The organism is Pseudomonas hydrolytica (genome assembly GCF_021495345.1).
In the GTDB taxonomy this organism is placed as follows: Bacteria; Pseudomonadota; Gammaproteobacteria; order Pseudomonadales; family Pseudomonadaceae; genus Aquipseudomonas; species Aquipseudomonas hydrolytica.
In genome coordinates this window covers 2,227,253-2,250,751 of record NZ_CP099397.1, presented here as the reverse complement: position 1 = coordinate 2,250,751, position 23,499 = coordinate 2,227,253, and the positions used below count along the sequence as shown (strand labels likewise).

25 protein-coding genes are annotated in these 23,499 nt (G+C 64.4%); 14 read left to right on the top strand and 11 right to left on the bottom strand.

Annotation, left to right across the window (positions count from 1 at the left end; all coding sequences use genetic code 11):
- Nucleotides 1-47: 47 nt before the first annotated feature.
- The 4 genes from L1F06_RS10430 to L1F06_RS10415 all read right to left on the bottom strand — a co-directional run bounded on the left by L1F06_RS10430 (nucleotide 48) and on the right by L1F06_RS10415 (nucleotide 3,709).
- Nucleotides 48-1,715, bottom strand: coding sequence for an AMP-binding protein (locus L1F06_RS10430; RefSeq protein WP_012018762.1), 1,668 nt, complete (start codon nucleotides 1,713-1,715; stop codon nucleotides 48-50).
- A gap of 140 nt (nucleotides 1,716-1,855) precedes the next feature.
- Nucleotides 1,856-2,314, bottom strand: a complete 459-nt coding sequence (gene sixA / locus L1F06_RS10425) for a phosphohistidine phosphatase SixA (protein WP_012018763.1) — start codon at nucleotides 2,312-2,314, stop codon at nucleotides 1,856-1,858.
- The gene (locus L1F06_RS10420) at nucleotides 2,311-2,658 is read right to left on the bottom strand and encodes a DUF4389 domain-containing protein (protein ID WP_129483616.1); all 348 of its coding nucleotides are present in this window, start codon (nucleotides 2,656-2,658) and stop codon (nucleotides 2,311-2,313) included. The genes sixA and L1F06_RS10420 overlap by 4 nt, the downstream gene beginning before the upstream one ends.
- Nucleotides 2,659-2,686: 28 nt before the next feature.
- Nucleotides 2,687-3,709: an NAD(P)H-dependent glycerol-3-phosphate dehydrogenase gene (locus L1F06_RS10415; RefSeq protein ID WP_129483617.1), complete on the bottom strand. Its 1,023-nt coding sequence runs from the start codon at nucleotides 3,707-3,709 to the stop codon at nucleotides 2,687-2,689.
- Between the two features lie 271 nt (nucleotides 3,710-3,980).
- Here L1F06_RS10415 and L1F06_RS10410 point away from each other — a divergent pair, with 271 nt between their 5' ends.
- The 3 genes from L1F06_RS10410 to fabB all read left to right on the top strand — a co-directional run bounded on the left by L1F06_RS10410 (nucleotide 3,981) and on the right by fabB (nucleotide 7,838).
- Nucleotides 3,981-5,876, top strand: coding sequence for an ATP-binding protein (locus L1F06_RS10410; protein WP_177491259.1), 1,896 nt, complete (start codon nucleotides 3,981-3,983; stop codon nucleotides 5,874-5,876).
- Between the two features lie 214 nt (nucleotides 5,877-6,090).
- Nucleotides 6,091-6,606 carry a 3-hydroxyacyl-[acyl-carrier-protein] dehydratase FabA gene (gene fabA / locus L1F06_RS10405; RefSeq protein WP_129483619.1) on the top strand — a complete coding sequence of 172 codons (516 nt, stop codon included), beginning with the start codon at nucleotides 6,091-6,093 and terminating at the stop codon, nucleotides 6,604-6,606.
- A gap of 11 nt (nucleotides 6,607-6,617) precedes the next feature.
- On the top strand, nucleotides 6,618-7,838 hold the full coding sequence (fabB, locus tag L1F06_RS10400; protein ID WP_129483620.1) for a beta-ketoacyl-ACP synthase I: 1,221 nt from the start codon (nucleotides 6,618-6,620) through the stop codon (nucleotides 7,836-7,838).
- Nucleotides 7,839-7,935: 97 nt separating this feature from the next.
- Here fabB and L1F06_RS10395 read toward each other — a convergent pair whose 3' ends face one another.
- From L1F06_RS10395 to L1F06_RS10375, 5 genes are all read right to left on the bottom strand, one after another.
- Nucleotides 7,936-9,561 carry a methyl-accepting chemotaxis protein gene (locus L1F06_RS10395; RefSeq protein WP_129483636.1) on the bottom strand — a complete coding sequence of 542 codons (1,626 nt, stop codon included), beginning with the start codon at nucleotides 9,559-9,561 and terminating at the stop codon, nucleotides 7,936-7,938.
- A gap of 187 nt (nucleotides 9,562-9,748) precedes the next feature.
- Entirely contained in the window at nucleotides 9,749-10,099 is a 351-nt protein-coding gene (locus L1F06_RS10390; protein WP_003240801.1) for a hypothetical protein, read from the bottom strand.
- A gap of 4 nt (nucleotides 10,100-10,103) precedes the next feature.
- Entirely contained in the window at nucleotides 10,104-10,784 is a 681-nt protein-coding gene (locus tag L1F06_RS10385; protein ID WP_129483621.1) for a phosphatase domain-containing protein, read from the bottom strand.
- Nucleotides 10,781-11,506: a phosphatase PAP2 family protein gene (locus L1F06_RS10380; protein WP_129483622.1), complete on the bottom strand. Its 726-nt coding sequence runs from the start codon at nucleotides 11,504-11,506 to the stop codon at nucleotides 10,781-10,783. The genes L1F06_RS10385 and L1F06_RS10380 overlap by 4 nt, the downstream gene beginning before the upstream one ends.
- Before the next feature lie 9 nt (nucleotides 11,507-11,515).
- Nucleotides 11,516-13,474, bottom strand: a complete 1,959-nt coding sequence (locus tag L1F06_RS10375; RefSeq protein ID WP_129483623.1) for an LTA synthase family protein — start codon at nucleotides 13,472-13,474, stop codon at nucleotides 11,516-11,518.
- Between the two features lie 103 nt (nucleotides 13,475-13,577).
- Between L1F06_RS10375 and L1F06_RS10370 the strand changes: the two genes are divergently transcribed.
- From L1F06_RS10370 to L1F06_RS10350, 5 genes are all read left to right on the top strand, one after another.
- Nucleotides 13,578-14,261 carry a response regulator transcription factor gene (locus L1F06_RS10370; protein ID WP_075747322.1) on the top strand — a complete coding sequence of 228 codons (684 nt, stop codon included), beginning with the start codon at nucleotides 13,578-13,580 and terminating at the stop codon, nucleotides 14,259-14,261.
- Nucleotides 14,251-15,519, top strand: a complete 1,269-nt coding sequence (locus L1F06_RS10365; RefSeq protein WP_129483624.1) for a sensor histidine kinase — start codon at nucleotides 14,251-14,253, stop codon at nucleotides 15,517-15,519. Before L1F06_RS10370 ends, L1F06_RS10365 begins: the two co-directional genes overlap by 11 nt.
- 81 nt (nucleotides 15,520-15,600) lie before the next feature.
- Entirely contained in the window at nucleotides 15,601-16,290 is a 690-nt protein-coding gene (locus L1F06_RS10360; RefSeq protein ID WP_129483625.1) for a class I SAM-dependent methyltransferase, read from the top strand.
- Between the two features lies 1 nt (nucleotide 16,291).
- A complete protein-coding gene (locus tag L1F06_RS10355; RefSeq protein WP_129483626.1) occupies nucleotides 16,292-16,996 on the top strand; it encodes a lipopolysaccharide kinase InaA family protein in 705 nt (234 codons plus the stop codon).
- Nucleotides 16,993-17,379 carry a diacylglycerol kinase gene (locus L1F06_RS10350; protein ID WP_012018778.1) on the top strand — a complete coding sequence of 129 codons (387 nt, stop codon included), beginning with the start codon at nucleotides 16,993-16,995 and terminating at the stop codon, nucleotides 17,377-17,379. The genes L1F06_RS10355 and L1F06_RS10350 overlap by 4 nt, the downstream gene beginning before the upstream one ends.
- Here L1F06_RS10350 and L1F06_RS10345 read toward each other — a convergent pair whose 3' ends face one another.
- The gene (locus L1F06_RS10345) at nucleotides 17,380-17,844 is read right to left on the bottom strand and encodes a DUF3859 domain-containing protein (protein ID WP_012018779.1); all 465 of its coding nucleotides are present in this window, start codon (nucleotides 17,842-17,844) and stop codon (nucleotides 17,380-17,382) included. It abuts the gene before it with no gap.
- 66 nt (nucleotides 17,845-17,910) lie between these two features.
- Nucleotides 17,911-18,921: an amidohydrolase family protein gene (locus L1F06_RS10340; RefSeq protein WP_012018780.1), complete on the bottom strand. Its 1,011-nt coding sequence runs from the start codon at nucleotides 18,919-18,921 to the stop codon at nucleotides 17,911-17,913.
- Nucleotides 18,922-19,153: 232 nt separating this feature from the next.
- Between L1F06_RS10340 and L1F06_RS10335 the strand changes: the two genes are divergently transcribed.
- The 6 genes from L1F06_RS10335 (at nucleotide 19,154) to L1F06_RS10310 (ending at nucleotide 23,446) form a co-directional block, all read left to right on the top strand.
- The gene (locus L1F06_RS10335) at nucleotides 19,154-20,548 is read left to right on the top strand and encodes a methyl-accepting chemotaxis protein (RefSeq protein WP_129483627.1); all 1,395 of its coding nucleotides are present in this window, start codon (nucleotides 19,154-19,156) and stop codon (nucleotides 20,546-20,548) included.
- 59 nt (nucleotides 20,549-20,607) lie between these two features.
- Nucleotides 20,608-21,009, top strand: coding sequence for an OsmC family protein (locus tag L1F06_RS10330; protein WP_129483628.1), 402 nt, complete (start codon nucleotides 20,608-20,610; stop codon nucleotides 21,007-21,009).
- Nucleotides 21,006-21,866: a pirin family protein gene (locus L1F06_RS10325; protein ID WP_129483629.1), complete on the top strand. Its 861-nt coding sequence runs from the start codon at nucleotides 21,006-21,008 to the stop codon at nucleotides 21,864-21,866. Before L1F06_RS10330 ends, L1F06_RS10325 begins: the two co-directional genes overlap by 4 nt.
- 43 nt (nucleotides 21,867-21,909) lie before the next feature.
- Nucleotides 21,910-22,086: an SH3 domain-containing protein gene (locus tag L1F06_RS10320; RefSeq protein WP_177491257.1), complete on the top strand. Its 177-nt coding sequence runs from the start codon at nucleotides 21,910-21,912 to the stop codon at nucleotides 22,084-22,086.
- Between the two features lie 101 nt (nucleotides 22,087-22,187).
- Nucleotides 22,188-22,736, top strand: a complete 549-nt coding sequence (locus L1F06_RS10315) for a sigma-70 family RNA polymerase sigma factor (RefSeq protein WP_129483630.1) — start codon at nucleotides 22,188-22,190, stop codon at nucleotides 22,734-22,736.
- Nucleotides 22,733-23,446: an anti-sigma factor gene (locus tag L1F06_RS10310; RefSeq protein WP_129483631.1), complete on the top strand. Its 714-nt coding sequence runs from the start codon at nucleotides 22,733-22,735 to the stop codon at nucleotides 23,444-23,446. Before L1F06_RS10315 ends, L1F06_RS10310 begins: the two co-directional genes overlap by 4 nt.
- Nucleotides 23,447-23,499: the final 53 nt, after the last annotated feature.

The window sequence follows — 23,499 nt, the reverse complement described above, 5'->3', positions numbered from 1 at the left end:
CCTTGTGCGGAGGGAAAACAGGGCCGGCGGCGCCGGCCCGGCGCTGCTCAATCGTGCCAGAGCACCACTTCGCTGCGCTGCTGCCATTCGGCGAAACGCTCGCCGTAGGTACCTTCGATCACGGCGCGCTTGATCTTCAGCGTGGGTGTGAGAAAGCCATTTTCCACCGCCCAGACCTCGCGGACCAGCACCAGCCCCTGCAGACGCTCATGATGATCGAGGCGGTCATTGACCTGCTCCACCAGCGCCTTGAGGCTGCTCTCCAGCTCGGCACGACCGTCGTTGGCCGCTTCCTGGCGCCCCACGTCGGACAGCACGCACAGCGCGATCGGCTGGGGCAAGCCGTCGCCCACCACGCAGACCTGCTCGATGCGCGAATGCTCGCCGATGCGGTTCTCGATCGGCGCCGGCGCCACGTACTTGCCCTTGCTGGTCTTGAAGATTTCCTTGATCCGTCCGGTCAGACGCAGATTGCCTTCGGCGTCCTGCTCGCCCTTGTCGCCGGTGCGCAGGAAGCCGTCGGCGGTCAGCGCCTCGGCGGTCTTGACCGGGTCCTTGTAGTAGCCCTGCATGGTGGCGCCACTGCGCACCTGCACCTCGCCATCCTCGGCGATACGCACCTCGACACCGGGGTTGTTCTGGCCGATCCAGCCCTGCTTGAACTTGCCGGGCCGGCAGACATGGGAGTAACCGCAGTTCTCGGTCATGCCATAGACCTCCTGGATCTCCATGCCCAGGCGCCGGTACCAGTTAAGCAACGCCTCGGGCACCGGCGCGGCGCCGGACAGCGCATAGCGAATGGCGTCCAGCCCGAGACCGGCGAGCACCTTGCGCCCGACGATGCGGCCGATGATCGGCAGCTTGAGCAGACGGTCGAGCTTGTGCGCCGGCATCTTGCCGTACACCCCCATCTGGAACTTGGTCCAGATCCGCGGTACGCCGAACATCACGGTCGGCCGGGCACGCTTGAGGTCGTCGAGGAAGGTGTCCAGGCTTTCGGCGAAAAAGATCGTCTGCCCGGCATACAGCGACGCCAGCTCGACGAACATGCGCTCGGCCACGTGGCACAACGGCAGGTAGGAGATCAGGCGGTCATCCTCGCCCACGCCGAACAGCGCGATGGCGTTGCTGGCGGCGAAGCCGAAGTTGGAGAAGTTGTGCATCACCCCTTTCGGCGCACCGGTGGTGCCGGAGGTGTAGATGATGGTGGCCAGCTGATCGGCCGCGGGCTTGGGGTCGTCCTGGATCGGCGCGCAGCGCTGCAGATCGTCCCAGCTGAAGTCGAACTGGCCCTGAGGATGCAGCGGCAGGCTGACGGTCGGCAGCCCTTGTGGCAGCCCCGGGGCCATGGCCTGCCAGTCGTCGAGCTTGCCGATGAATGCCAGCGCCGCCTCGGAATGCTCCAGCACCTGCCGCATGGAGTCGGCGGTCAGGTTGGGGTAGAGCGGTACCGATACGTGGCCGGCCATCCAGATCGCCAGGTCGGCGATGATCCAGTGCGCGCAGTTCTTCGAGACGATGGCGATACGGCTGCCCTGCGGCAATTCGCGGCTACGCAGCCAGTTGGCGGCTCGGCGCGCCTGCTCCCCCACATCGCCCCAGCTCAGCTCCAGCAGCTTTCCGCCGCCCAGGGGTTGCACCATGTAGCGTTTGTTCGGGTGCCTTGCTTCACGTTCGTAGAACAGCTCGAGCGGCAAACGGATTGCATCAGCCACAGGGCTTCCTCCTTTGTTGTTTTTGTAGGAATCGACCAAGCACTTGCTTGGTCGACTATTCCACGCAGACAGGGGAGGTGCAAGTTAAGAAATGTTTCCTCGGCAGCCCGGCTTTCCGGCCAAAGCCGCAGGCAGCGCGCTCAGCGCGGATGAATCAGCGCCAGCAGCTCCATCAGCCCGGCGGCGGGTATGTCACCCTCCAGCTCGGCCAGGCTGGCGGTGCGCATCGGCAACGGATCCTGGCGGTGACCGTGCACCAGCAAACCACCGAGGGCGCCGATCAGGGGCTGGTGGCTGACCAGCAGCACCTCGGCACCGGCGCGCTCGTCGAGGTACTTGAGCACCTCGCGCGGGTCGCTGTCCGGCGTCAGCCAAGGTACGGTGCCCACCTTGCCGGCAAAGCCCAGCGCGCCCCGCACCAGTTCGGCGGTTTGCTGAGCGCGTACGTAGGGGCTGGCAAGAATCGCCGTGAGGGGGCGCCCGGCCAACTGGGCGGCGGCTTGGCGCACCTCTTCGCGGCCGTGGGCAGTGAGCTCGCGCGCGGCGTCACTGGCTGCCTGCGGCTCGGCCTGGCCGTGACGCAGCAGCCAAAGCCTCACAGCTTCGGCTCCTCGTCACGCACCGGATGCGGCGCCGGTGGAATGCTGTGCGCAGCCTCGCCTTCCGGAGCGCGAGGCGTCGGCCAGTCGGCGAACGGCCAGGGTTTTTCATCGGTGTTGAAGGTGCCGAAACGACCGATCTGCGCCAGGTACTGGCTGAGGCTGTCGCCAAAGCCCAGCAGACCGGCATTCGGTGCGCCGTAGAACAGGCGGTAGCCCAGCTGCAGCAGAACCACGGCACCGAGCAGCAGTTCAGCCAGCTGCCAGACGATGACGAAGATCACCATCCACAGAATGCGCAGCAGAATCGACTCGCGTTCCAGTTCCCGCTTTTCATCGCTCATGACTCACTCTCCTTGATTGGCTGCCGGTTCAGAAACCGGCAGTGGGGATGAAATCGACATCGGTCTTGGGCTCGCCGCGCATCAACAGTTCGATCACCTGAGCCAGCGTACGCCCCTCGAACAGCACGGCATGCAGCCCCGCGACCAGCGGCATGTACACCTCCAGTTCCTCGGCACGCGCCTTGAGGACCTTCAGAGTATTGACCCCTTCGGCGACCTCGCCGAGGCGTTGCACCGCCTCGTCCAGGCTCAGCCCCTCGCCCAGGGCGAAGCCGACCTGATAGTTGCGGCTTTTCGGCGAAGAACAGGTAACGATCAGATCGCCCACGCCGGCCAGGCCGAGGAAGGTCATGGGGTTGGCGCCCAGCTTGACGGCGAAGCGGGTCATCTCCGCCAGCGCACGGGTGATCAGCATGCTCTTGGTGTTCTCGCCCATGCCGAGCGCCGCGGCCATGCCGGACATGATGGCGTAGACATTCTTCAGCGCGCCGCCGAGCTCGACGCCAAAGCGGTCGGCACTGGCATAGACGCGGAAGGTTCGCCCATGCAGCGCCTGCTGGACACGCAGGCACAGCTCTTCGTCCTCGCTGGCGATCACCGTGGCGGTCAGCGCATGGTCGGCCACCTCCTTGGCCAGGTTCGGCCCGGACAGCACACCAATGCGGGCATCGGGAGCGATCTCCTCGAGAATCTCGCTCATCAGCTTGAAGGTCCTGGCTTCGATGCCCTTGGTGGTGCTGACCAGCATCTTGCCGGACAGCTGCGCCGCCACCGGCTGCAAGGCATCGCGCAACGCGCTGGACGGCAGCGCGACAAAAACCAGCTCGGCCTGCTGCAGCGCGGCACCGAGGTCGCTGGTCGGCTCGATGCCCGGATGCAGCTTGACGCCCTTGAGGTAGCGCGGATTCTCGCCACTGCGGCGCATCTGCTCGGCCTGCTCGGGGTCGCGCATCCATTGCAGGACGCGCTGGCCGTTTTCCGCCAGCAGATTGGCCAGGGCGGTGCCGAAGCTGCCGCCGCCGAGTACGGCAATGGGTTGGAGCTCTGTCATATCTCTTCCGAATGAAGCCATGCGCGATGGCGGTCTGCAGGCATTATACGGAGCCGAGAGTGACCGGCCAGGGCAAAAGTTCAGCGTGCCGGACGGCAAACGCGAATTACCGCAGACTGCAAGCGCCGGAAGCTGGCAAACAATGGCGGGTCGGTTAACATGCCAGCCTGACGTCAATTGCCAAGGACGATTCGTGCCCACAGGCAGCCCCTTGCCCCCGCCCTGCGCCTCTCGCCAGGCAGTAGCGCCGCTTTCCAGGGACGGTACAACCATGAACCAGCGTCGCGGCTGGAACATTCACACCCGCACCCAGCTGATCAGCGTGGGCCCCGCCCTGCTGCTGACGCTGCTGCTGACCGGTTTTCTCACCTTCACCCGCCTGCAGGATCTGCGTCTGGAGCAGGGTCATACCGGTCAATTGATTGCCAACCAGCTCGCGCCCGCCACCCAGTACGGCGTGCTCAATGACAATCTGAACACCCTGGAAAGCCTGCTACGGGCCACCTTGAGCACTCCCGACGTGCGCTTTGCCGAGGTGCGCGACCGCGACGACAACATCCTGGTCTACGTCGAACGCCCCAAGGAGCAGGGGCACAGCACCGCGCAGGTGGAGGTATTTCAGGCACCGATTCACTTGCAAGGTCCGCCAGGCCGTGAATGGCCATTGCCGCCGGGCAGGTCACTCGGCGACGGCTATCTGGGTCGGGTGATCGTAGGCATATCCAATGACACCTTCAGCACCCGTCAGCAGGAAATCCTGCTCAAGGCCGGGGTTCTGTCGCTGTTCGCCCTGCTGCTGACCTTTCTTCTCGCCAGACGCCTGGCCCGGCGCCTGGCGCAGCCCCTGAGCGCCATGGGCCAGGCGCTGGAGCGCATCCAGAGCGGCGATTACCGGCCCTCGCTGATCGAACGCGGCAACGACGAGCTGACCGATCTCGCCCGGCATATCAACAACCTCGCCTGCGCCCTGGAGCAGAGCGGCCGCGAGCAGCAACAGGCGATTGCCGAACTGATCCAGGCCCGCGAGGAATCGGAGCAGGCCAACCGTGCCAAGTCCGACTTCCTGGCGATGATGAGCCACGAACTGCGCACACCGATGAACGGCGTGCTGGGCATGCTGCAGTTGCTGGAAACCACCAGCCTCAACGACGAGCAGACCGAGTACGCCGCCCTGGCCACCGAATCCACCGAGCATCTGCTCAAGGTTATCAACGACATCCTCGACTTCTCGCGCATTGAACGCGGCGCGCTGGAGCTCGAAGCCATCCCCTTCAACCTGCTGGAGCTGCTGCAGGGCTCGGTGCAGGTGTTCCAGCACAGCGCCCAGCAGCGGGGCCTGCAACTGCTGCTGGAAACCCAGCCGGGCCTGCAGCAGCTCGAAGTGCGCGGCGACCCCACCCGCATCCGCCAGATCCTGGTCAACCTGATCGGCAATGCGCTGAAGTTCACCGAGGAAGGACAGATTCGCGTCGAGACCCGCTGGCAGCCACTGGACGACCAGGTGCTGTGGTTCACCTGCGCCGTGCACGACAGCGGCATCGGCATCGATGCCGAGCGCCTGGAGCACATGTTCGACGCCTTCCAGCAGGCCGACACCTCGATTTCGCGTCGCTATGGCGGCACCGGTCTCGGTCTGCCCATCGCTCGCACGCTGGCCGAACGCATGGGGGGCACCCTGCAGGCGGAAAGCCAGCTGGGCAAGGGCTCGGTGTTCACCCTGGAGATTCCGCTGCCGTTCTGCGAGCAAAGCAGGCAGGTGCAGAGCGGCGCCCACCCCGCCCCCGCCAGCGGTGACGGCCAGGCCGTACTGCTGGTGGAGGACAACCCGGTCAACCAGACCGTGATCGAGGCCATGCTGCGCAGCCTGGGCTATCAGGTCAGCCTGGTCGGCGACGGCCAGCAGGCGCTGCAGAGCGTTGCCCAGCATGTCTATGCAGCCATTCTCATGGACTGCCGCCTGCCGCTGATGGACGGCTATGAAGCGACGCGGCGCATCCGCCAGCAGGCCGGCGGCCAGCAGATACCCATCATCGCCCTCACCGCCAATGCCCTGCAGGGCGACCGGGAGGCCTGCCTGGCGGCTGGAATGAACGATTACCTGGCCAAACCATTCAAAAGAGCAGACCTGCAACGCATCCTGGAGCGCTGGCTGCCAGCCCGACCATAGGCGAGTGGCTTCCGTGACGGCGCAGGGTTACAAGGAGAAACTGCTGTGCCTGTGACAATGCCAGTACAGCAGAGTACAACTGTACTCACTGCGCTGTGACTTTCACCACAACGCAACAGTCTATGACTAGGCTGCCGGCAGACGCCTACCCAGGCGTGGCCGGCCAGGACGATTCGCCCAGCCTTAGAAGCGTGGGGACAATTGAGGAGCTCGCATGACAAGACAAAACGCCTACACCCGGGAAGACCTGCTCGCCTGCAGCCGTGGCGAACTGTTCGGTCCGGGGAACGCGCAACTGCCCGCCCCGAACATGCTGATGATCGATCGCATCGTTCACATCAGCGAGACCGGCGGCAAGCACGGCAAGGGCGAAATCGTCGCTGAGCTCGACATCAATCCGGACCTGTGGTTCTTCGGCTGCCATTTCGAAGGCGACCCGGTCATGCCCGGCTGCCTCGGCCTCGACGCCATGTGGCAGCTGGTCGGTTTCTACCTTGGCTGGCAGGGCAACCCGGGCCGCGGCCGCGCTCTGGGCAGCGGTGAGGTGAAATTCTTCGGCCAGGTCCTGCCGACCGCCAAGAAGGTCACCTACAACATCCACATCAAGCGCACCATCAACCGCTCGCTGATCCTCGGCATCGCCGATGGCACCGTAGCCGTCGACGGTCGCGAAATTTATAGCGCCGAAGGCCTGCGCGTCGGCCTGTTCACCTCCACCGACAGTTTCTGAAGGACTTGCACATGCGTCGTGTAGTGATCACCGGTCTGGGCATCGTTTCCTGCCTGGGCACTGACAAAGAAGCCGTAGCCGCCAGCCTGCGCGCCGGCAAGTCGGGCATCCGCTTCAACCCGTCCTATGCCGAGATGGGCCTGCGCAGCCAGGTCTCCGGCTCGGTCGACCTGAACCTGGAAGAGCTGATCGACCGCAAGGTCTACCGTTTCATGGGCGACGCCGCCGCCTTCGCCTACCTGTCCATGGAGCAGGCGATCAAGGATGCCGGCCTCAGCGAAGAGCAGGTTTCCAATCCGCGTACCGGCCTGATCGCCGGTTCCGGTGGCGCTTCCACCGTCAACCAGATGGAAGCCATCGATACCCTGCGCGAAAAAGGCGTCAAGCGCATCGGCCCATACCGCGTGACCCGCACCATGGGCAGCACCGTATCGGCGTGCCTGGCGACTCCGTTCAAGATCAAGGGCGTCAACTTCTCAATCTCCTCGGCCTGCGCCACCAGTGCGCATTGCATCGGCCAGGCCATGGAGCAGATCCAGCTGGGCAAACAGGACGTGGTCTTCGCCGGTGGCGGCGAAGAAGAGCACTGGAGCCAGAGCTGCCTGTTCGACGCCATGGGTGCCCTCTCCACCCAGTACAACGAAACCCCGGAAAAGGCCTCGCGCGCCTACGACGCCAAGCGTGACGGTTTCGTCATCGCCGGTGGCGGCGGCATGGTGGTGGTCGAGGAGCTGGAACACGCTCTGGCTCGCGGCGCCAAGATCTACGCGGAAATCGTCGGTTACGGCGCCACCAGCGACGGTTACGACATGGTCGCTCCGAGCGGCGAAGGCGCGATCCGCTGCATGCAGCAGGCGCTGGCTACTGTCGACACCCCCATCGATTACCTCAACACCCACGGCACCTCGACTCCGGTTGGCGACGTTGCGGAAATCAAAGGCGTGCGTGCCGTATTCGGCGACAAGGCCCCGGCCATCAGCTCGACCAAGAGCCTGTCCGGCCACAGCCTGGGCGCTGCCGGCGTGCAGGAAGCGATCTACTGCATGCTGATGATGGAAGGCAACTTCATCGCCGCGTCGGCCAACATCGACGAGCTCGACCCGGAAGTGGCCGACATGCCGATCCAGCTCACCACTGTCGAGAACGCCAAGCTCGACACCGTGATGAGCAACAGCTTCGGCTTCGGTGGCACCAACGCCACCCTGGTGCTCAAGCGCTGGACCGGTAAGTAACAGCTGCCACGGTAAAGAAAACGGCGCCTTCGGGCGCCGTTTTCGTTCGTGCTGCTTTACTCCCCCTCCCGCTGGCGGGAGGGGAAATGGCCGTGCCTCAGACCTTGAAACGCGCTACCAGGTTGTTCAGGTCGATCGCCAGACGCGACAGCTCCTGGCTAGCCGCACTGGTCTGGTTGGCACCCGCCGAACTCTGCAGCGACAGATCGCGAATATTAACCAGATTGCGATCCACCTCCCTCGCCACCTGAGCCTGCTCCTCCGACGCGCTGGCAATCACCAGATTGCGCTCGTTGATCGAGGAGATCGCCTGAGTGATCAACTCCAGCGCCGCGCCCGCAGCCTGGGCCACCTCAAGGGTGGAGCGGGCGCGATTGTTGCTGCTCTGCATCGAACCGACCGCCTGATCGGTGCCGCTTTGAATGGCACCGATCATCTGCTCGATCTCCTGCGTGGATTGCTGAGTGCGATGCGCCAGCGCACGCACCTCGTCAGCCACTACTGCGAAGCCTCGTCCCGCATCACCGGCCCGCGCCGCCTCGATGGCAGCGTTGAGCGCCAACAGGTTGGTCTGCTCGGCGATGGAGCGGATCACGTCAAGCACCTTGCTGATCTCACGGACCCGCTCGGCCAACTTCTCGACCTCACCCGCGGTGCCATTTACATCATCGGCCAGCTGACTGATCGAGCTCACGGTCTGGCGCACCTGCTCGCGCCCCTGCTGCGCCGTAGCATTGGATTCGCGCGATGCCTCGGAGGTGCTCACAGCATTGCGCGCGACCTCTTCGACCGCGGCAGTCATCTCGTTGACTGCCGTAGCAGCCTGTTCGATCTCGGTGTTCTGCTGATGCAGGCCGCGAGTCGAATCTTCGGTCACCGCATGCAATTCTTCGGATGCCGATGCCAGTTGATTGGACGAGTCGGCGATGCTCTGAATGGTGTTACGCAGGCTCTGCTGCATGCTTTTCAGGGCGTTTAGCAGCCGTGCCGGCTCGTCACGGCCCTCGACGTGGATGCTCTGGGTCAGATCACCCGACGCCACTACCTCGGCAAGACGTACCGCCTCCGTCAGCGGCGCGACGATGCTACGGGTCAGCAGCAGTGCCAGGCCCACGGTAGCCAGCGCCGCCAGTGCCATCATCACCACTACCCAGGTACGCGCCGAATCGAACACCTGCCCAGCCTTGCGAGCTGCCTCCATAGCGCCCTTGCGGTTCAGCTCGGAAAGATCAGTTAGAGCACGCGCCATATCATCGGCATGTTGATTAAGCGTGCCACGGGTCACGGCAATGGCATCGTCGAAGTTACCTTGGCGAATGAAGGCAACGATCTTGCCCTGCTCCTGCAAGTAGGCCGCTTCGGCTCGGCGAAAAACCTCGTAAAGGCTACGCTCCTCACTACCGGAGATAAGCTTTTGATACGAAGAGTCAGCCGCACTCAACTCAGTACGCAGTTCATCGGCAAGGCGCAGGTTCCTCTGAAGCTCATCAGGGTCACGGTTGAGCATCAGCCGCAGCGTCACGGCACGCAGACGCAGGATGTCCTGGCTGACCTCCCCCAGCGCCATCATACTTGGCAGCCAATGCTGATCGACTGCCTCGGACTGCTTGCGCATCTCGCTCATCTGCAACAGCGAAAAAGCCCCAAGCAGCAACACCAGCAAAGCTACTAGACCGAATCCCAAAGCAGCCCGTGGTGCGATAGAAAGATTACGCAGCGACATTTTTGCAACTCCCATTGCGCGCAGAAATCGAGACATCCTTCGCCGCACTTGGCAAAAGACCTTCAGAGATTGTACTAGGGTCTGTTGCCGTTTCGACGCGAGCCGTGCGCGAAACGACAACAGACCCTAATCCCTTCTTTCTTATCGACGCGATTCAGTCGCTCTTGATAAGGACATAAAGAAATTTCTAACGACGCAGAGCCTTGGCCATCGCCTGGTCGACGTGGTGTCGCCATTCGTCATCGCGCCACTGCTCCTCCCGACGCGCCTGCCAGTCATCGATGCGCTGCACGTCTTCGCATTGGCGGAAGCCATCCTCCCAGCCGCGGGCATACAGCGGCTCGGCCATGTAACGTGGCACGTCCTTGTCGAACTGACCGAGCGGGCCAACAGCCGAACGCCCACTGCTGCAACCGTCCTCGAAGCCGTCGACGAAGGTCGGCGGATAGTTCTCTGCCAGCATCTGCTCGCGCAGGCTCTGACACCCCAGCAAGACCAGCAACGACAGGCCACAGATCAGCAAACGCGCGACCTTCATGACTTCATACCCCCTCGATTACGCCGAGCAGCCGATCCTTTAGCGCGCACAGCGCCCATGCGCTGGTGCTACAGGCGCCTGTGGCCAATGCTGAACGCAACGCCGGAATGTCGGCGTCGCGCAGGTAGCGCTCGGCGTCGCCCATACGCTCTTCGCCGCCAAAACCGCCACCGCGCATTTCTGCCAATGCCTGTTCCTTGCTCCAGTTCTGGTAGATCACCCGGTACAGGGCGGCGATCAGCCCGGTACGGTTTTGCCCATGCTTGCAATGAATCAGTACCGTGCCGCGACTCTGCGCCTGGCGGATGCTGCGCAGCACCTCGATGACATCGGTGTCATCGATACGATCAGTGCGCAACGGCAGGTGTACCTGATGAACGCGCGGATCACCCAACCATTGCTCGTCGCCGCGCTGATAGAAGTTGATCACCGTGGCGATGCCGAGCGCCTGCAGTTGCGGCCAGTCCCGCGCCGCAGGCAATGCGCTGCGGTACAGATCAGGCGTCATGCGATACAGGTTGATGCGGCTGTCCAGTGGCTGTGCCCAGCTGGCCGGGCGCACGCCTTGCACGGGCGCCGCCGACGTCGTCGCGCCCCACGCCATGCTCAGGGGCAGCGCCAACAGCGCACTGACGAAAACCACGGTGGCCAGCGCTAGGCGCAAGCCCTGTTGGAGTCTGTTCATCGGCAGGTTTCTCCCCAGACCACCTGATTCCCTGCGTTTTGTGCGACAGGCGCTCGGTAAAGCAGCCAGCGGTAGGTCAGCACGCAGATCACCCAGTCGATCAGCAGCGTCCACAGGTTGTGCGAGAGAAAGTGCGCGCCCTGCAACATCCGCCCCAGGGAAAACAGCGAACCCAGCCCCAACGCCACCACCAGCGCGATTCGCGCGGCACGTGGGCGGCGGTCGCGCAAGACGAAGAACAGCGCCAGCAGCGAGAATCCTGCCGAAGCATGCCCGCCCGGCCAGCATCGGCCGGGGTTGGCGGTGGGTGCACGTTCGCTCAGCAGCGGGGTGAACTGCTCCTGGCCACCAAACTCGCTCAGGCTCCAGGGGCAATGCATACCGGTCAGCGTCTTCAGTGGCGTGACCACCGAAGTCGACAGACCCAGCGCCAGCACCAGATAACCGAGCTGTCGACGCCAGGCACGCAGCCGTGTCGGCATGAGGCTGAGCAGAAAGCCGGCGATGGCCAGCACACCGAGCATGATCAGCGCCTGCTTGGCACGGTCATGCAGGATGTCTTCGAGCCAGAAACTGCTACGACCGATGAAGCCCTGGCCAGGTTCGTAGAACAGACGGGCCAGGGCGAAGTCCACAGGGCTGGGATCGACTACCAGCAACAGCGCCATCAGCAGCAGCGGAATACCCAGCGCCAGGCGAAAATCGAAATAACGAGACGGCATCTTCACTCCTTAGCGCTGGCTGAGCTGCTGGCTCGATTGAGCGTCTGGTTGCCAGGCGATCAGCCGCTTGCCGAAGGCATGACTGGCGCCCTGGTAGTAGGCGATGTCGCGCCGCAACAGCGGATCGGCATCATCCACCCGCCACTCATGACTCAGGCCCAGAGCATCGTCGTGGCGACGCATGCCCTGGCGCGGGCTGAGAATCGCCAGGTTCTGCCCATCGAACAGGCCCAGATGTTGGTAGTTGCCGAGTAGTGCCCGCCCGGGCGCGTGGTCGGCGCGCAGCAGGTTGCGACCGAAGAAAGTGGAGACGTAATCCAGGTTGAGCAGACCAAGCAGTGTCGGTGCTACGTCGATCTGACTGGCCACATCGGTGTACTGCGCCGGTTTGACATACCTGGGCGAGTAGATGAACAGCGGGATCTGGTAGTTGGCCACCGGCAGATCCTCACGCCCGGCGCTGCCTGCGGTGTGGTCGGCGACGAAGACAAACAGCGTGTTGTCGAACCAGGGCTTGCTGCGCGCCTGCGCCAGGAACTGGCCGATGGCGTAGTCGGTGTATTTCACTGCTCCCTCACGCCCCTCGCCGGAGGCGATGTCGATACGCCCGTCCGGGTAGGTGTAAGGCCGGTGATTGGAGGTTGTCATCAGTTGCAGGAAGAACGGCTTGCCGGCCGCATGGTCGCTATCGGCCACCTTCAGCGCCTGATGGTAGAGATCCTCGTCGGCCATGCCCCAGGCATTCTGGAAGCTCATCTCGGACTCATCGACGCTGCTCTGATCGACGATGCGATAACCATTGCCGCCGAAGAAGGCGTTCATGTTGTCGAAGTATCCGCGCCCGCCATAGACGAAGACGCTGTCGTAGCCCTGCGCGCCCAACTGCTGGCCCAGGCTGGCATAGCCGGACTCGCGGCCGATGCGCTTGACGATGGAGCGCCCCGGGGTCGGCGGTACCGACAGGGTCAGCGCCTCCAGACCGCGGTCGGTGCGCGTACCCGTGGCATAGAAATTGGTGAACACCAGGCTGTGCTTGCGCAGCTCGTCCAGGTTCGGGGTCAACCCACGGGTATCGCCAAAACTGCCCAGATACTTGGCACTCAGGCTCTCGATGGTGACCAGCACCACGTTGAGCTTGCGCGCCTGGCCGGGGTTGTCGATCACCCGGCGGATGTCCTGCGGGTCACTGCCGATGAAGCGCGCATTGGGCTCGGCCACTTCGGCGCGCAACTGCTCGGCCACCGCAGCATCGGGCAAGGTGGCGTAGAACTGCTGATAGTCCAGCTCGTTGTTACGAAACGCAGCGAAGAACTGGTACGGGCCATTGCTCGCCAGCTCACGCTGGTAGGTATTGCCACCCAGGCTACGCGGCGCGTCCTGCCCCACCAGGCCGCTGCACAGCCCGACCAACAATGCCAGCATTACCAGTGCATAGACCGCACGCAGCCGTGGCAAACGCGGCGCCTGCAACGCCGCACGCAGCGGCCGGCGCAGCGCTACGGTCAAGCCGATGGCCAAGACCGCCAACAGCGCCAGCAGCGGATAGATCGGGTAGGACTCGAGAATGTTGTCGACGACCTCTTTGGAGTACACGAGGTAGTCCACGGCAATGAAGTTGAAGCGCACGCCGAACTCGTCCCAGAACAGCCATTCGGCCACCGCGGTGAAGAACATCGCGAACAGGCTGACGGCCGCCAGGGCGATCAACAGACGCTGGTGCCAACGGCGCTGCCACAACCAGGCAGGACACAGCAGCAGGTAAAGCGCCAGCGGCGCGGCGGCGTAGACCAGGAAGCTCAGGTCATAGATCAGACCGACGCCATACAGGCCAAGCAGGTTCGGCAGGGTGACACCGGCATCGCCCAGATGCGCAATCAGCAGCACGCTACGAGTGAGGAAGAAAACCGCCAGCCAAGCCAGCAGAATGATCGACAGATAACGAAGTTGCGCGTAATGGAGACGTGGCATCGTATGATCCTTGTAGGATGAACGAGCCGCAGTCTGCGAGGCGAGCTGTGAGCCTCTCGTCAAAGCCGTGTGAAAAAATCGTCAAACCCAGGAATAACCCGCGATGCGCATTCTGGTCATCGAAGACAACCGAGACATCCTCGCCAACGTGCTCGACTATTTGCAGCTCAAGGGCTTTTCCGTCGACTGCGCGCAGGACGGCCTGAGCGGCCTGCACCTGGCCAGCAGCGGCCACTACGATCTGATCGTGCTGGACATCATGCTGCCGGGCATCGACGGTTATCAGGTGTGCAAGCGCCTGCGCGAGGATGGTCGCAGCGAAGTCCCCATCCTCATGCTCACCGCGCGCGATGCGCTGGATGATCGCCTGAAGGGGCTCAATGCCGGCGCCGATGACTATCTGATCAAGCCTTTCGCCCTGTCCGAGCTGGTGGCGCGCATCGAAGCGATCCTGCGCCGTAGCCGCGGCAGCCGCAAACGCCAGCTGCAGGTCGCCGATCTCAGCTACGACCTCGATACCCTGCAGGTCAGTCGCGCCGGCCAACTGCTCAAGCTCAACCCATTGGGCCTCAAGCTGCTGGCCATCCTCATGCAACGCAGCCCGGCGGTGGTACGCCGTGAAGCGCTGGAAGAAGCCCTGTGGGGCGACGATTGCCCGGACAGTGACAGCCTGCGCAGCCATGTCCATCAACTACGCCAGGTACTCGACAAGCCCTTTCCCACACCACTGCTGCACACCATCCACGGCGTCGGCTATCGCCTGGCGGAGAACCCCGATGCTGTCTAAGCAGCCCTTCCAGCGCCGGATTCTGATCGCCTTCGTGCTGATGACGGTGATGGTCAGCGGCCTGTTCTCGTTGAGCATCGTCGGTGTGGTGCATTTCATCGAGGAGCATCTGGTTTCCCAGGAGATGAGTCGCGAGCTGGGTGAAACACTGAACGAGGACATCCGCCAGGGGCGCCCACCGCGCCTGGACTCCAGCACCCGCTTCTTCTCGTCGAATAATCCCGACTATGCCATCGCGCCCGAATATGACGGCCTGCGGGAAGGGTTCAACGAGGTCGTCAGCGGCAACGAGGCGTTTTACGTCTACGTGCAGAAGATCAACGGCGAGACCTACATGCTGGTGCAGGAGCAACAGGAATTCGAAGCCCGCGAGAATGCGCTGTTCAATGTGGTGCTGGCGGGCTTTCTGCTGACGGTGATCGCCGCCTGGGGCCTGGGCTTGATGATGGCGCGCAAGGTCATGGCGCCGGTCAGCCGGCTGGCCCAGCAAGTGCGTCATCGCGACCAGCTGCATCCGCTGGCGCCACCATTGGCACCGGATTACCCCGACGACGAAATCGGCCAGTTGGCCGCTGCCTTCGACAGCACGCTGGGCCAGGTGCGTCAGTCCCTGGAGCGCGAGCGCCTGTTCACCAGCGATGTCAGCCACGAACTGCGTACACCGCTGATGGTCATCGCCACCTCCTGCGAGCTGCTTGCCGAGGCGCCCCTGGGCCCGCGCGAGAAGGAACAGGTGGCGCGCATCGCCCGCGCCAGCGAGGAAATGCGCGAGCTGGTGCAGACCTTCCTGCAACTGGCGCGCGACAAGAGCAACGAAGCCGTGTTCGTCGGCGACCGCAGCCTGGCCGCCATCGCCCATGAGCAAGCCAGCCGCTGGGGCGCGCTGATGGAAGAGAAAGGCCTGGACTTCCAGTTGATCGAGGAAGGCCAGGACGACGGCCGCTACAACGCCACTTTCCTCGGTACGGTAATGGCCAACCTGTTGCGCAACGCCCTGCACTACACCGAGAACGGCAGTGTGCGCCTGATCCTCGAATCGGGAGCGTTTCGTATCGAGGACAGCGGTGCCGGCATTCCTGCCGAGCAGCACGAGCGCATCTTCCAGCCGTTCGTGCGCGGCTCGCAGGCCCGTGGCGAGGGGCTGGGCCTGGGGCTATCGCTGGTCAAACGCATTTGCGCCAAACAGGGCTGGAGCGTCAGTTTGCAGAGCGAGCCAGGTCATACCCGCTTCCGGGTCACCCTGAACAATGGCGCTTGACGAAATTTTCACACCCCTTTGACGTGAACTTGATGCCTGGCTCTTTAGGCTGACGAACGTATCCATCAAGGGACGTTCGTCATGCCCAAGCCTAGCCCCATCGAACTGGATTTTTCCCGCAAGTACGATTTCGAGCACGCCCAGCAATACCTGCACAAGCATCAGGACGGCCTGTTTCGGCGCCTGTCCCACTGGCGCGACGTGCAGGTGGCGCGCCGTGCGCTGCAGATGGCCGATCAGCCGAACCTGGTGCTCGACCTGCCCTGCGGCGCCGGCCGTTTCTGGCCGATGCTCTGTGAGCAGCCAAACCGGGTGATCCTCGCCGCTGACAATTCCGCCGATATGCTCGCCACCGCGCGTGCCGCACAGGCCCCCGAGGTGGTGGCGCGAGTCAACAGCTTCCGCACCTCGGCCTTCGCGATCGACCTGGGTGACAACGCGGTGGACTGCATCTTCTGCATCCGCTTGCTGCATCACATCGAGTCGGCCGAGCACCGTCTGGCCATCCTTCGCGAGTTCCACCGCGTCAGCCGCGACACGGTGATCGTCTCGCTGTGGGTCGATGGCAACTACAAGGCCTGGAAACGCCGGCGCCTGGAGGCCCGGCGCGCCGCTCAGGGCCGTGCGGCGCAGAACCAGAACCGCTTCGTCGTCCTTCGCAAGACCGTTGAGGATGAGTTCCACCAGGCCGGCTTCGCCATACTCGGCCACCTGGACTTCCTGCCCGGCTATGCCATGTGGCGCACCTACGTACTGCGCAAGGAGGCCTGAAATGGGCGTTCTCAGCGAACAAGCACTGGCCGCCCTGCCCTCGACCGAATTCGATCGCTGGTGGTACAGCCCCGGGGAATGGGTCGAGCCGGCCAATCAACGACGCGGCGGCGAAAGTGGCGTGCGCCTGCTGCAACACTGGGACACAAGCCGGCCCCTGCTGTTCTGCAAGCGCCAGAGCGGGCATCTCTACCGCTCGCTGCGCCACCCGTTGGGGCGGCCAACCATCCTGCGCGAGCTGCAGGCCTACCGCGCCCTCGCCCGCCTCGGCATTCGTACACCGAACATCGTCTACTGCGCAGCGCGCAAACAGGCCGGGCAGTGGCAGGCGCTGCTGGTTACCGAGGCGCTGCCGGGTTTCGTCAGCCTGGAGCAGTGGTACGGCGAGCCCCATGCGCCGCAGCTCAACCAGGTCATGCTGCAACGCCTGGCGGTGACACTTGCACGTCTGCACCTGGGCGGCTGGCAGCACGGCTGCTGTTATGCCAAGCACCTGTTCGTCAAGGTTCGTAGCGACGGCGACGTGGATATCGCCCTGCTGGATCTGGAGAAAAGCCGGCGACGTTGGCGCGTCGCCAGCGCCTCGCGCCGCGACCTGGGCCAATTGGATCGACACCGTGGCGCCATGCCAGATGCCGACATGGCTTACCTGCGTCAGGTTTACCAGCAGGCTCTGAACGATCCCTGGGGCGGGCTGCCGCGATGAATGACAGTTCCGATCTGGACGCCCTGTCCTTCAAGGGGCGCCGCGGCCTGGCGCGCATCCTCGATGCCACCGGGTATTCGCTGGCCGGGCTGCGTGCGGCCTATCAGGGTGAAGCCGCGTTCCGTCAGCTGGTCTGGCTGAATCTGGTGCTGCTGCCGCTGGCCGGGCTGGTCGATGTCAGCCGCGCCGAACGTGCGTTGCTGGTAATAGTGCCGCTGCTGGCACTGGTGGTGGAGCTGCTCAATTCCGCCATCGAGGCGGTGGTCGACCGCATCTCGCTGAACCTGCACCCGCTGTCCAAGCAGGCCAAGGACATGGGCAGCGCGGCGCAGATGGTCGCGCTGCTGATGATCGCCCTGACCTGGGCGATCATCCTGCTTTGATCAGCGCACCGTGAAACGCTGTTCGGCCAGCTTGCGGTCGCCCTGATAGACGATGAAGTGCCATTCGCCGGGCACCACCTCGTGGTGTTCGGTGAATTCGAAGGCCATCACGTCCTGCGGCGCGCCGACCACCAGCTTCTGCTGCACCTCGAACTTGTCGTGGCGCTGGCCGTCCGGCGTGACCACGCCTGGAGTGAGGTAAAGCAGGGTCAGCGGCGCATCACCCTCGCGCTTGCCGGCGAGGCTGTAGCGCAGGCCGAACTTGGTACCCAGCTTGGCGGGAATCTGTTCGGTACGCTGAATTTCCTGATTGCTGCGGGTCAGCACGCGCTCGCCGGGCTGGTAGTCCTGATACTGGCTGCTGAAGATGCCGTATTCCACCGGCCCTTCCACACGGACGTCGGCCTGGGTCAGGCCGGCAAAGGCGAAAAGACCGGCCATCACGGTCACTCGGGTGTAATGCATGGTGCGCTCCTCGTTGAGATGAGCGCGAGCCTATGACGCGCGAATGACAGGCTGATGACAGTCCTGCTAGCGATCCAGCTCGGCCTGCACCCGACGCGGCAGCACGGAGAGGAAATTGTCACGTGCCACCTTGTGCGCGACCGCTTCCGGCAAGGCGTCGAGGAAGGGGTCGAAGCCTTTCATGTAATCGCCCAGGCTGCCAAAGCGCCCCACCACGTCCGAGCCGATCATGAAACGTTCCGGGTAGCTGCTGACCAGCTGCACCCAGTCAGGATCGGGCTTGCCGTCCTGATCCAGCAGATAGGGACGCAGCATGGTCCAGGACAGGTCGATGTAGAGGTTGGGGTACTGGCCGAGCATGCGCTCCACGGTCGCCAGCAGATAGTCGAGCTTCTCCTGATGGCGATGAATTTCCGCACTGGTGCCGGCGTGGGCCCAGATGAAACGTACGTGGGGATGATTGCGCAGCGGCGCCTCGATTTCCTGCAGATAGATCGGCTCGCGCTCACGCTTGGAGGTGATGTTGGAATGCAGCATCACCGGCAGGTCGTACTCGGCAGCCAGATGAAAGACCCGCGCCAGGGCTTCGTTGTTGGCGCGCGGCGCACTGCCGTGGATCAGCGCGGTAAGGTCATCGTGACGGGTGAAGACCTCGCCGATGCCCTGCCACAGGCCAGGATCGAGCTCCAGCATGCGGCGGATATGCGCATCGGCGTTCTTGTCGTTGGGGTTGAAGCCGGAAAGAAAGGGATGAAAACGTTTGCGCTGCTCGGCCGGCAAACGCTTGTAGGCGGCGGCGATGAACACATCGGTGGCGCTGTACCAGTAGGCATTGGCGTCATCGCCTGCGTAGTAGCGCGGGCGCTTGGGCTCGTCCTCGTCCCACTTCTTGGCCACCGGGATGCCGGAGAACATCACGTGGTCGACATTGTTCTGCGCCATCTTTTCCAGCAACTCGTCCATGCCGGCGCTTTCCTGAAAGAAGTCGACGTAGTGCAGATGGGCGTCGCTGTAGCGGTACTCACGGGCCTGCACGCTGCAGGCGAGCATTGCGCTTAAGGCCAGCAGCCAGGGCATTGGGCGGCGAATGGGCAAGACGAGTCCTCCTGACGGTACGAGCAGCATAGACCGCAAGCCAGGCGCGCAAGTTCGGACGCTTGCAGCGCCTCGTCGTGGAACGGAGCGATCGCCCCTGCACCAGGTTCGCTCACCGCCGCCGGGCATGCGCAGACGCGGCGCAGCGAAATCGTCGAGCCAATGATGGCACTTGGCTTGCAACACTCGATGCACATCATCGAGGAGAATCACCATGTTGCAGATGCTGCGCAAGCCAGCCCGCAAAGCCCAGGAAGAGGCTGCATTGGAGGCCCTGTTCAACGACCACGATCTGACCACCCGCCTGCCGGAGCACTATCAATGGATGGCGCGCCTGAACGATTTCAGCGCCGTGCTACAACAGCGCATCCGCGCCAGCCTCGGGGCTGCCGTCGGCATCGCGGCCCACGCGCCGCAGCTGGCAAGAATCGCTGCCGCCAACCAGCAGAGCGGCCAGACCCTGGCGCAATCCTCGGAACTCATCGCCAGCGCCAGCGAACAGGTCACCACCACGCTGGATGCCGAGCTGGTACCCGGTGCCGGAGAAGTGGCACGCCTGTCCGCCGAGGTCTCCGCCACCCTCGCTCAGTGCCACGCCAGCGGTCAGGCCGTCTTGCGCCAGGTCGAGGTGATCGACCTCAGTGAAGCCCAACTGGCACAGGTCATCGAACAGCTGGTTGGGCAGCTCGATGAAGTGAGCAAGGTCATCGGCGTGATCGCCAGCATTTCCCAGCAGACCAATCTGCTCGCGCTCAATGCCGCCATCGAGGCCGCACGCGCCGGGGAGCATGGTCGCGGCTTCGCCGTGGTCGCCGAGGAGGTGCGGCGGCTGGCCGGCCATACCACCGACGCCACCGGCCAGGTCGGCAGCATCATCGAGCGCTTTCGCGAAGGCATGCAGCAGCTGGGTGCTGCCGGTCTGCAGATGAACCAGGCGGTGGCCGACGGCCGCAGCGGCATCCTTGCCGTCAGCGACGGGCTGGACAGCACGCGCCAGGCCATGGATCGCCTCGACGCCCAGGTCGGCCAGATCGCCGCCGGCACCGAGCAGATCGGCCAGGCCGTGCGCTCGATCAACGGGGACGTGCAAAGCATCGCCCAGGTCGCCGGCGAGCTGCTGGGCAAGGCCGGGCAAGTGCTGCACCACAGCAAGGCGGTGCGCGAAGACGGCGATCGTCTGCTCGCCGGGCTGGGAGATTTCCGCCTGGAGATTCACCGCGCCGTGCGCAGCAGTGTCGAGCAACTGGCCAACCAGCCGGCGCTGAAGGAAGACGTGCCGGCAGCCGAACGCCTGCTGACAAACGCCCTTTCCCGTGACGGCCGCTTCGAGCTGTTCTATCTGGTGGACAAGCGCGGCGTGCAGCTTTCCGAGAACCTGTTCGCCGCCGATGTGGCGCAAATCGAAAGCACCAGCTGCCGCGGCCGCGACTGGAGCCAGCGGCCCTGGTTCCGCGCCGTGGCAGAGCGCATGGAAAGTCATATCACCGAAGTCTACCGATCCTCGGCCACAGACGATTTCTGCTTTACCGTCTCGGTGCCCATCGTCGATGAGCGCGGGCAACTGCTGCGTGTACTCGGAGCGGACGTGAGGCTCTCGGCGCTGGTGTGATCGGTGCCGGCTGGGCTAGGCTGGCCATTGTCGATTCGTCACACCTCAAGGGAAGCGCCATGATCCGCATTCACAACAACAAGGGCCTGCAGCAGCAGATCGAAATCGGCTCGCACCAGCTCATCGGCGACGTCTCGCCCGAGCTGGGCGGGGATGGCGCCGGCCCGGAGCCGCACGATCTGTTCGACGCTGCCCTCGGCACCTGCAAGGCCCTGACCCTGCTGCTGTATGCACGCCAGCGCGGCCTGCCGCTGGAGGGCATCGACGTGCAGATCGAGCGTGACGACAGCGAGGAGCGCCAGGGCAACTACCGTCTGGTCGTCGACCTGGCGCTCCAGGGGCCACTGGACGAGACGCAGCGCCAGCAACTGTTGCGCGTGGCGGACAAATGCCCGATTCACAAGCTGATGACCACCACCGACATCCAGGTCGAAACCCGCCTGGCGGGAGCCCCGGCATGAGCGAGCTGCAGCTGATCCGCCCGCGCGCCGAGGACATTTCCGGCCAACCGATCCTGCGCCCCCTGCCCTCGGCACGCTTTCGCAGCATCGGCCCCTTCGTGTTCTTCGATCACATGCTGGAGCAGGACTACCCCGCCGGCAGCGGCTTGAACATCGCCCAGCATCCGCATATCGGCCTGTCCACCCTCACCTACCTGTTCGAAGGCCAGCTGCAGCACAAGGACAGCCTGGGCTCCGATCAGCTGGTCGGCCCCGGCGACGTCAGCTGGATGACCGCAGGGCGCGCGGTGGCCCATGTCGAGCGCACGCCGCCCGAACAGCTCGGGCAGAACAAGCGGGCCCACGGTCTGCAGGTCTGGCTGGCGCTGCCGGAGGCCGAAGAACAGTGCGATCCGGCCTACAGCTACCACCCTGCCGCGTCGCTGCCACGCAGCGATGCCATGGGCGTGCAGATCACCCTGATCGCCGGCAGTGGCTTCTGTCTCGAGTCGCCGGTACCGGTACGTTCGCCGACGCTCTACGCCGAGCTGCGCCTGAGCGCCGGCGCCAGCCTGCTGATCCCGGCCGAGCACAGCGAACGCGCCCTGTATCTGATCGACGGCGAAGCCGAGCTCGATGGCGAAACCCTGCCCCGCCACACCATGGCGGTGATCCCGGCGGGTGAAACGCCACTGCTCAGCGCCTGCGGCGAATGCCACCTGGCGCTGATCGGCGGCGAACCCATCGGCCCACGGCGAATGAACTGGAACTTCGTCGCCAGCACCCCCGAACTGATCGACCAGGCCCGCCAGCGCTGGGCCGCAGGCGACTGGCCGCAGGTCCCCGGCGAAACCACGCGCATCGAACTGCCGCGCTGAACCGACCATCGAACACAGGCGCCAGGCGGCGCCTGTCACAAACTTGCTTTCGTATCGCCCCTCCTCGGCGAGCCGGACCAGGGCCTACCTGATCGAGGGTGACGTCTGCGAGGTGCTGGAGCAGCAAGGAAACTGGCTGCTGATCCGCTACGCCTCGCGCAAGGGGCCGCTGCAGCGCTGGGTTTCTCTCGATGAGGCTTATGGGCTGGCGCGTCCCTGAACGGCCATCATCTCCGCCGTTTTTTGTTACGCCTGCGTGATCCAGCACGCCCGCTCGCGGGTATAAGCTGCAGGCGGATTTCTCAGGCCAACGGATGACCCATGGCAGATCGCGACTTCGATTACGAAAGCACCCTGGAAGCCTGCGCGCGTGGCGACGAGCGCGCCTTCCAGGCGCTCTACCGGCAGGAGGCCGGGCAACTGCTCGGCCTGGCCATCAGCATGCTGGGCCGCCGCGATATGGCCGAGGATTGTCTGCACGACGCGTTCGTACGCATCTGGCAGCACGCCGCGCGCTATCGACGCGATCTGGGCAGCGGTCGCGCCTGGGTGCACAGCATCCTGCGCTACCGCGTGCTCAACGCCCTGCGCAGCGGCGGGCATCAGATCGAGGTGGACGATGACTTCATCGAGCGCATGCTGGACGACAGCCCGCAGGCCGAGGCACAGGCGCTGCAGCAATCCGAGCAGCGCCTGCTGCGCAGTTGCCTGCAGCGCCTGGAAAGGCCGCGCCGCCATCCGATTCTGCTGGCCTTCTACCGTGGCCTGACCCACGAGCAGATCGCCCGCCGCCTGAGCACACCGCTGGGCACCATCAAGGGCCGTATCCGCGCCGGCCTGCGCGCGCTGCAGGAGTGTCTGCAAGCATGATTCCGCATGACCCCGAAGAACGCCGCGCCCTGATCGGCGAATACCTGCTCGGCCTGCTCGACGAACCTGAAGCCGCCGAGGTGCGCCAGTTGCTCGAAGAGGATGAGAAGGCCGCCCGCATGGCCCTGGATTGGGAGCGCCACTTTCTCGAACTGAGCGACCGGTTGCCGGCACAGGCCCCCTCCCCGGCACTCTGGATGCGAATCCGCCGCAGCCTGGGCCTGCAGGATGAGCCACGCCCGGGCGCCCTGGCCAACTGGTGGAACAGCCTGCCGGCCTGGCGCCTGACCGCCGCCACACTGGCCGTTGCCCTGCTGGTCGCCGTGCTGCTGCCGATCCTGCGCAGCCCGGACAGCGTGGGCGAACGCTACACCGTGGTGCTGCAGCAGCCCGGCGAGGCGGCCCAGCCAGGCTGGGTCATCCAGGTTGGCAGCGATGGCACGCTGCTGCTCGATCCGCTGGTCGCCGACCAGGTGCCGGAAGGCCGCGCCCTGCAGTTCTGGACGCTGGTCGATCCGGCCGAAGGCCCGCGCTCGCTGGGCCTGGTCGAGGCCGGCAAGCCGCTGCGCCTGCCTGCCGAGCAGATCGGCGCGGTGCAGGCGGGCCAGCTGTTCGAGCTGACGCTGGAGCCGGCCGGTGGCTCGCCCTACGACCGCCCCAGTGGCCCGGTGCTCTATATCGGTCGAGCCGTGCTGGCCAGCGCCAATTGATAGCGCTTGCCGGCCGCTCGGCCGGCAAGCCGCTTGAAAAAATTTTCAGCCGC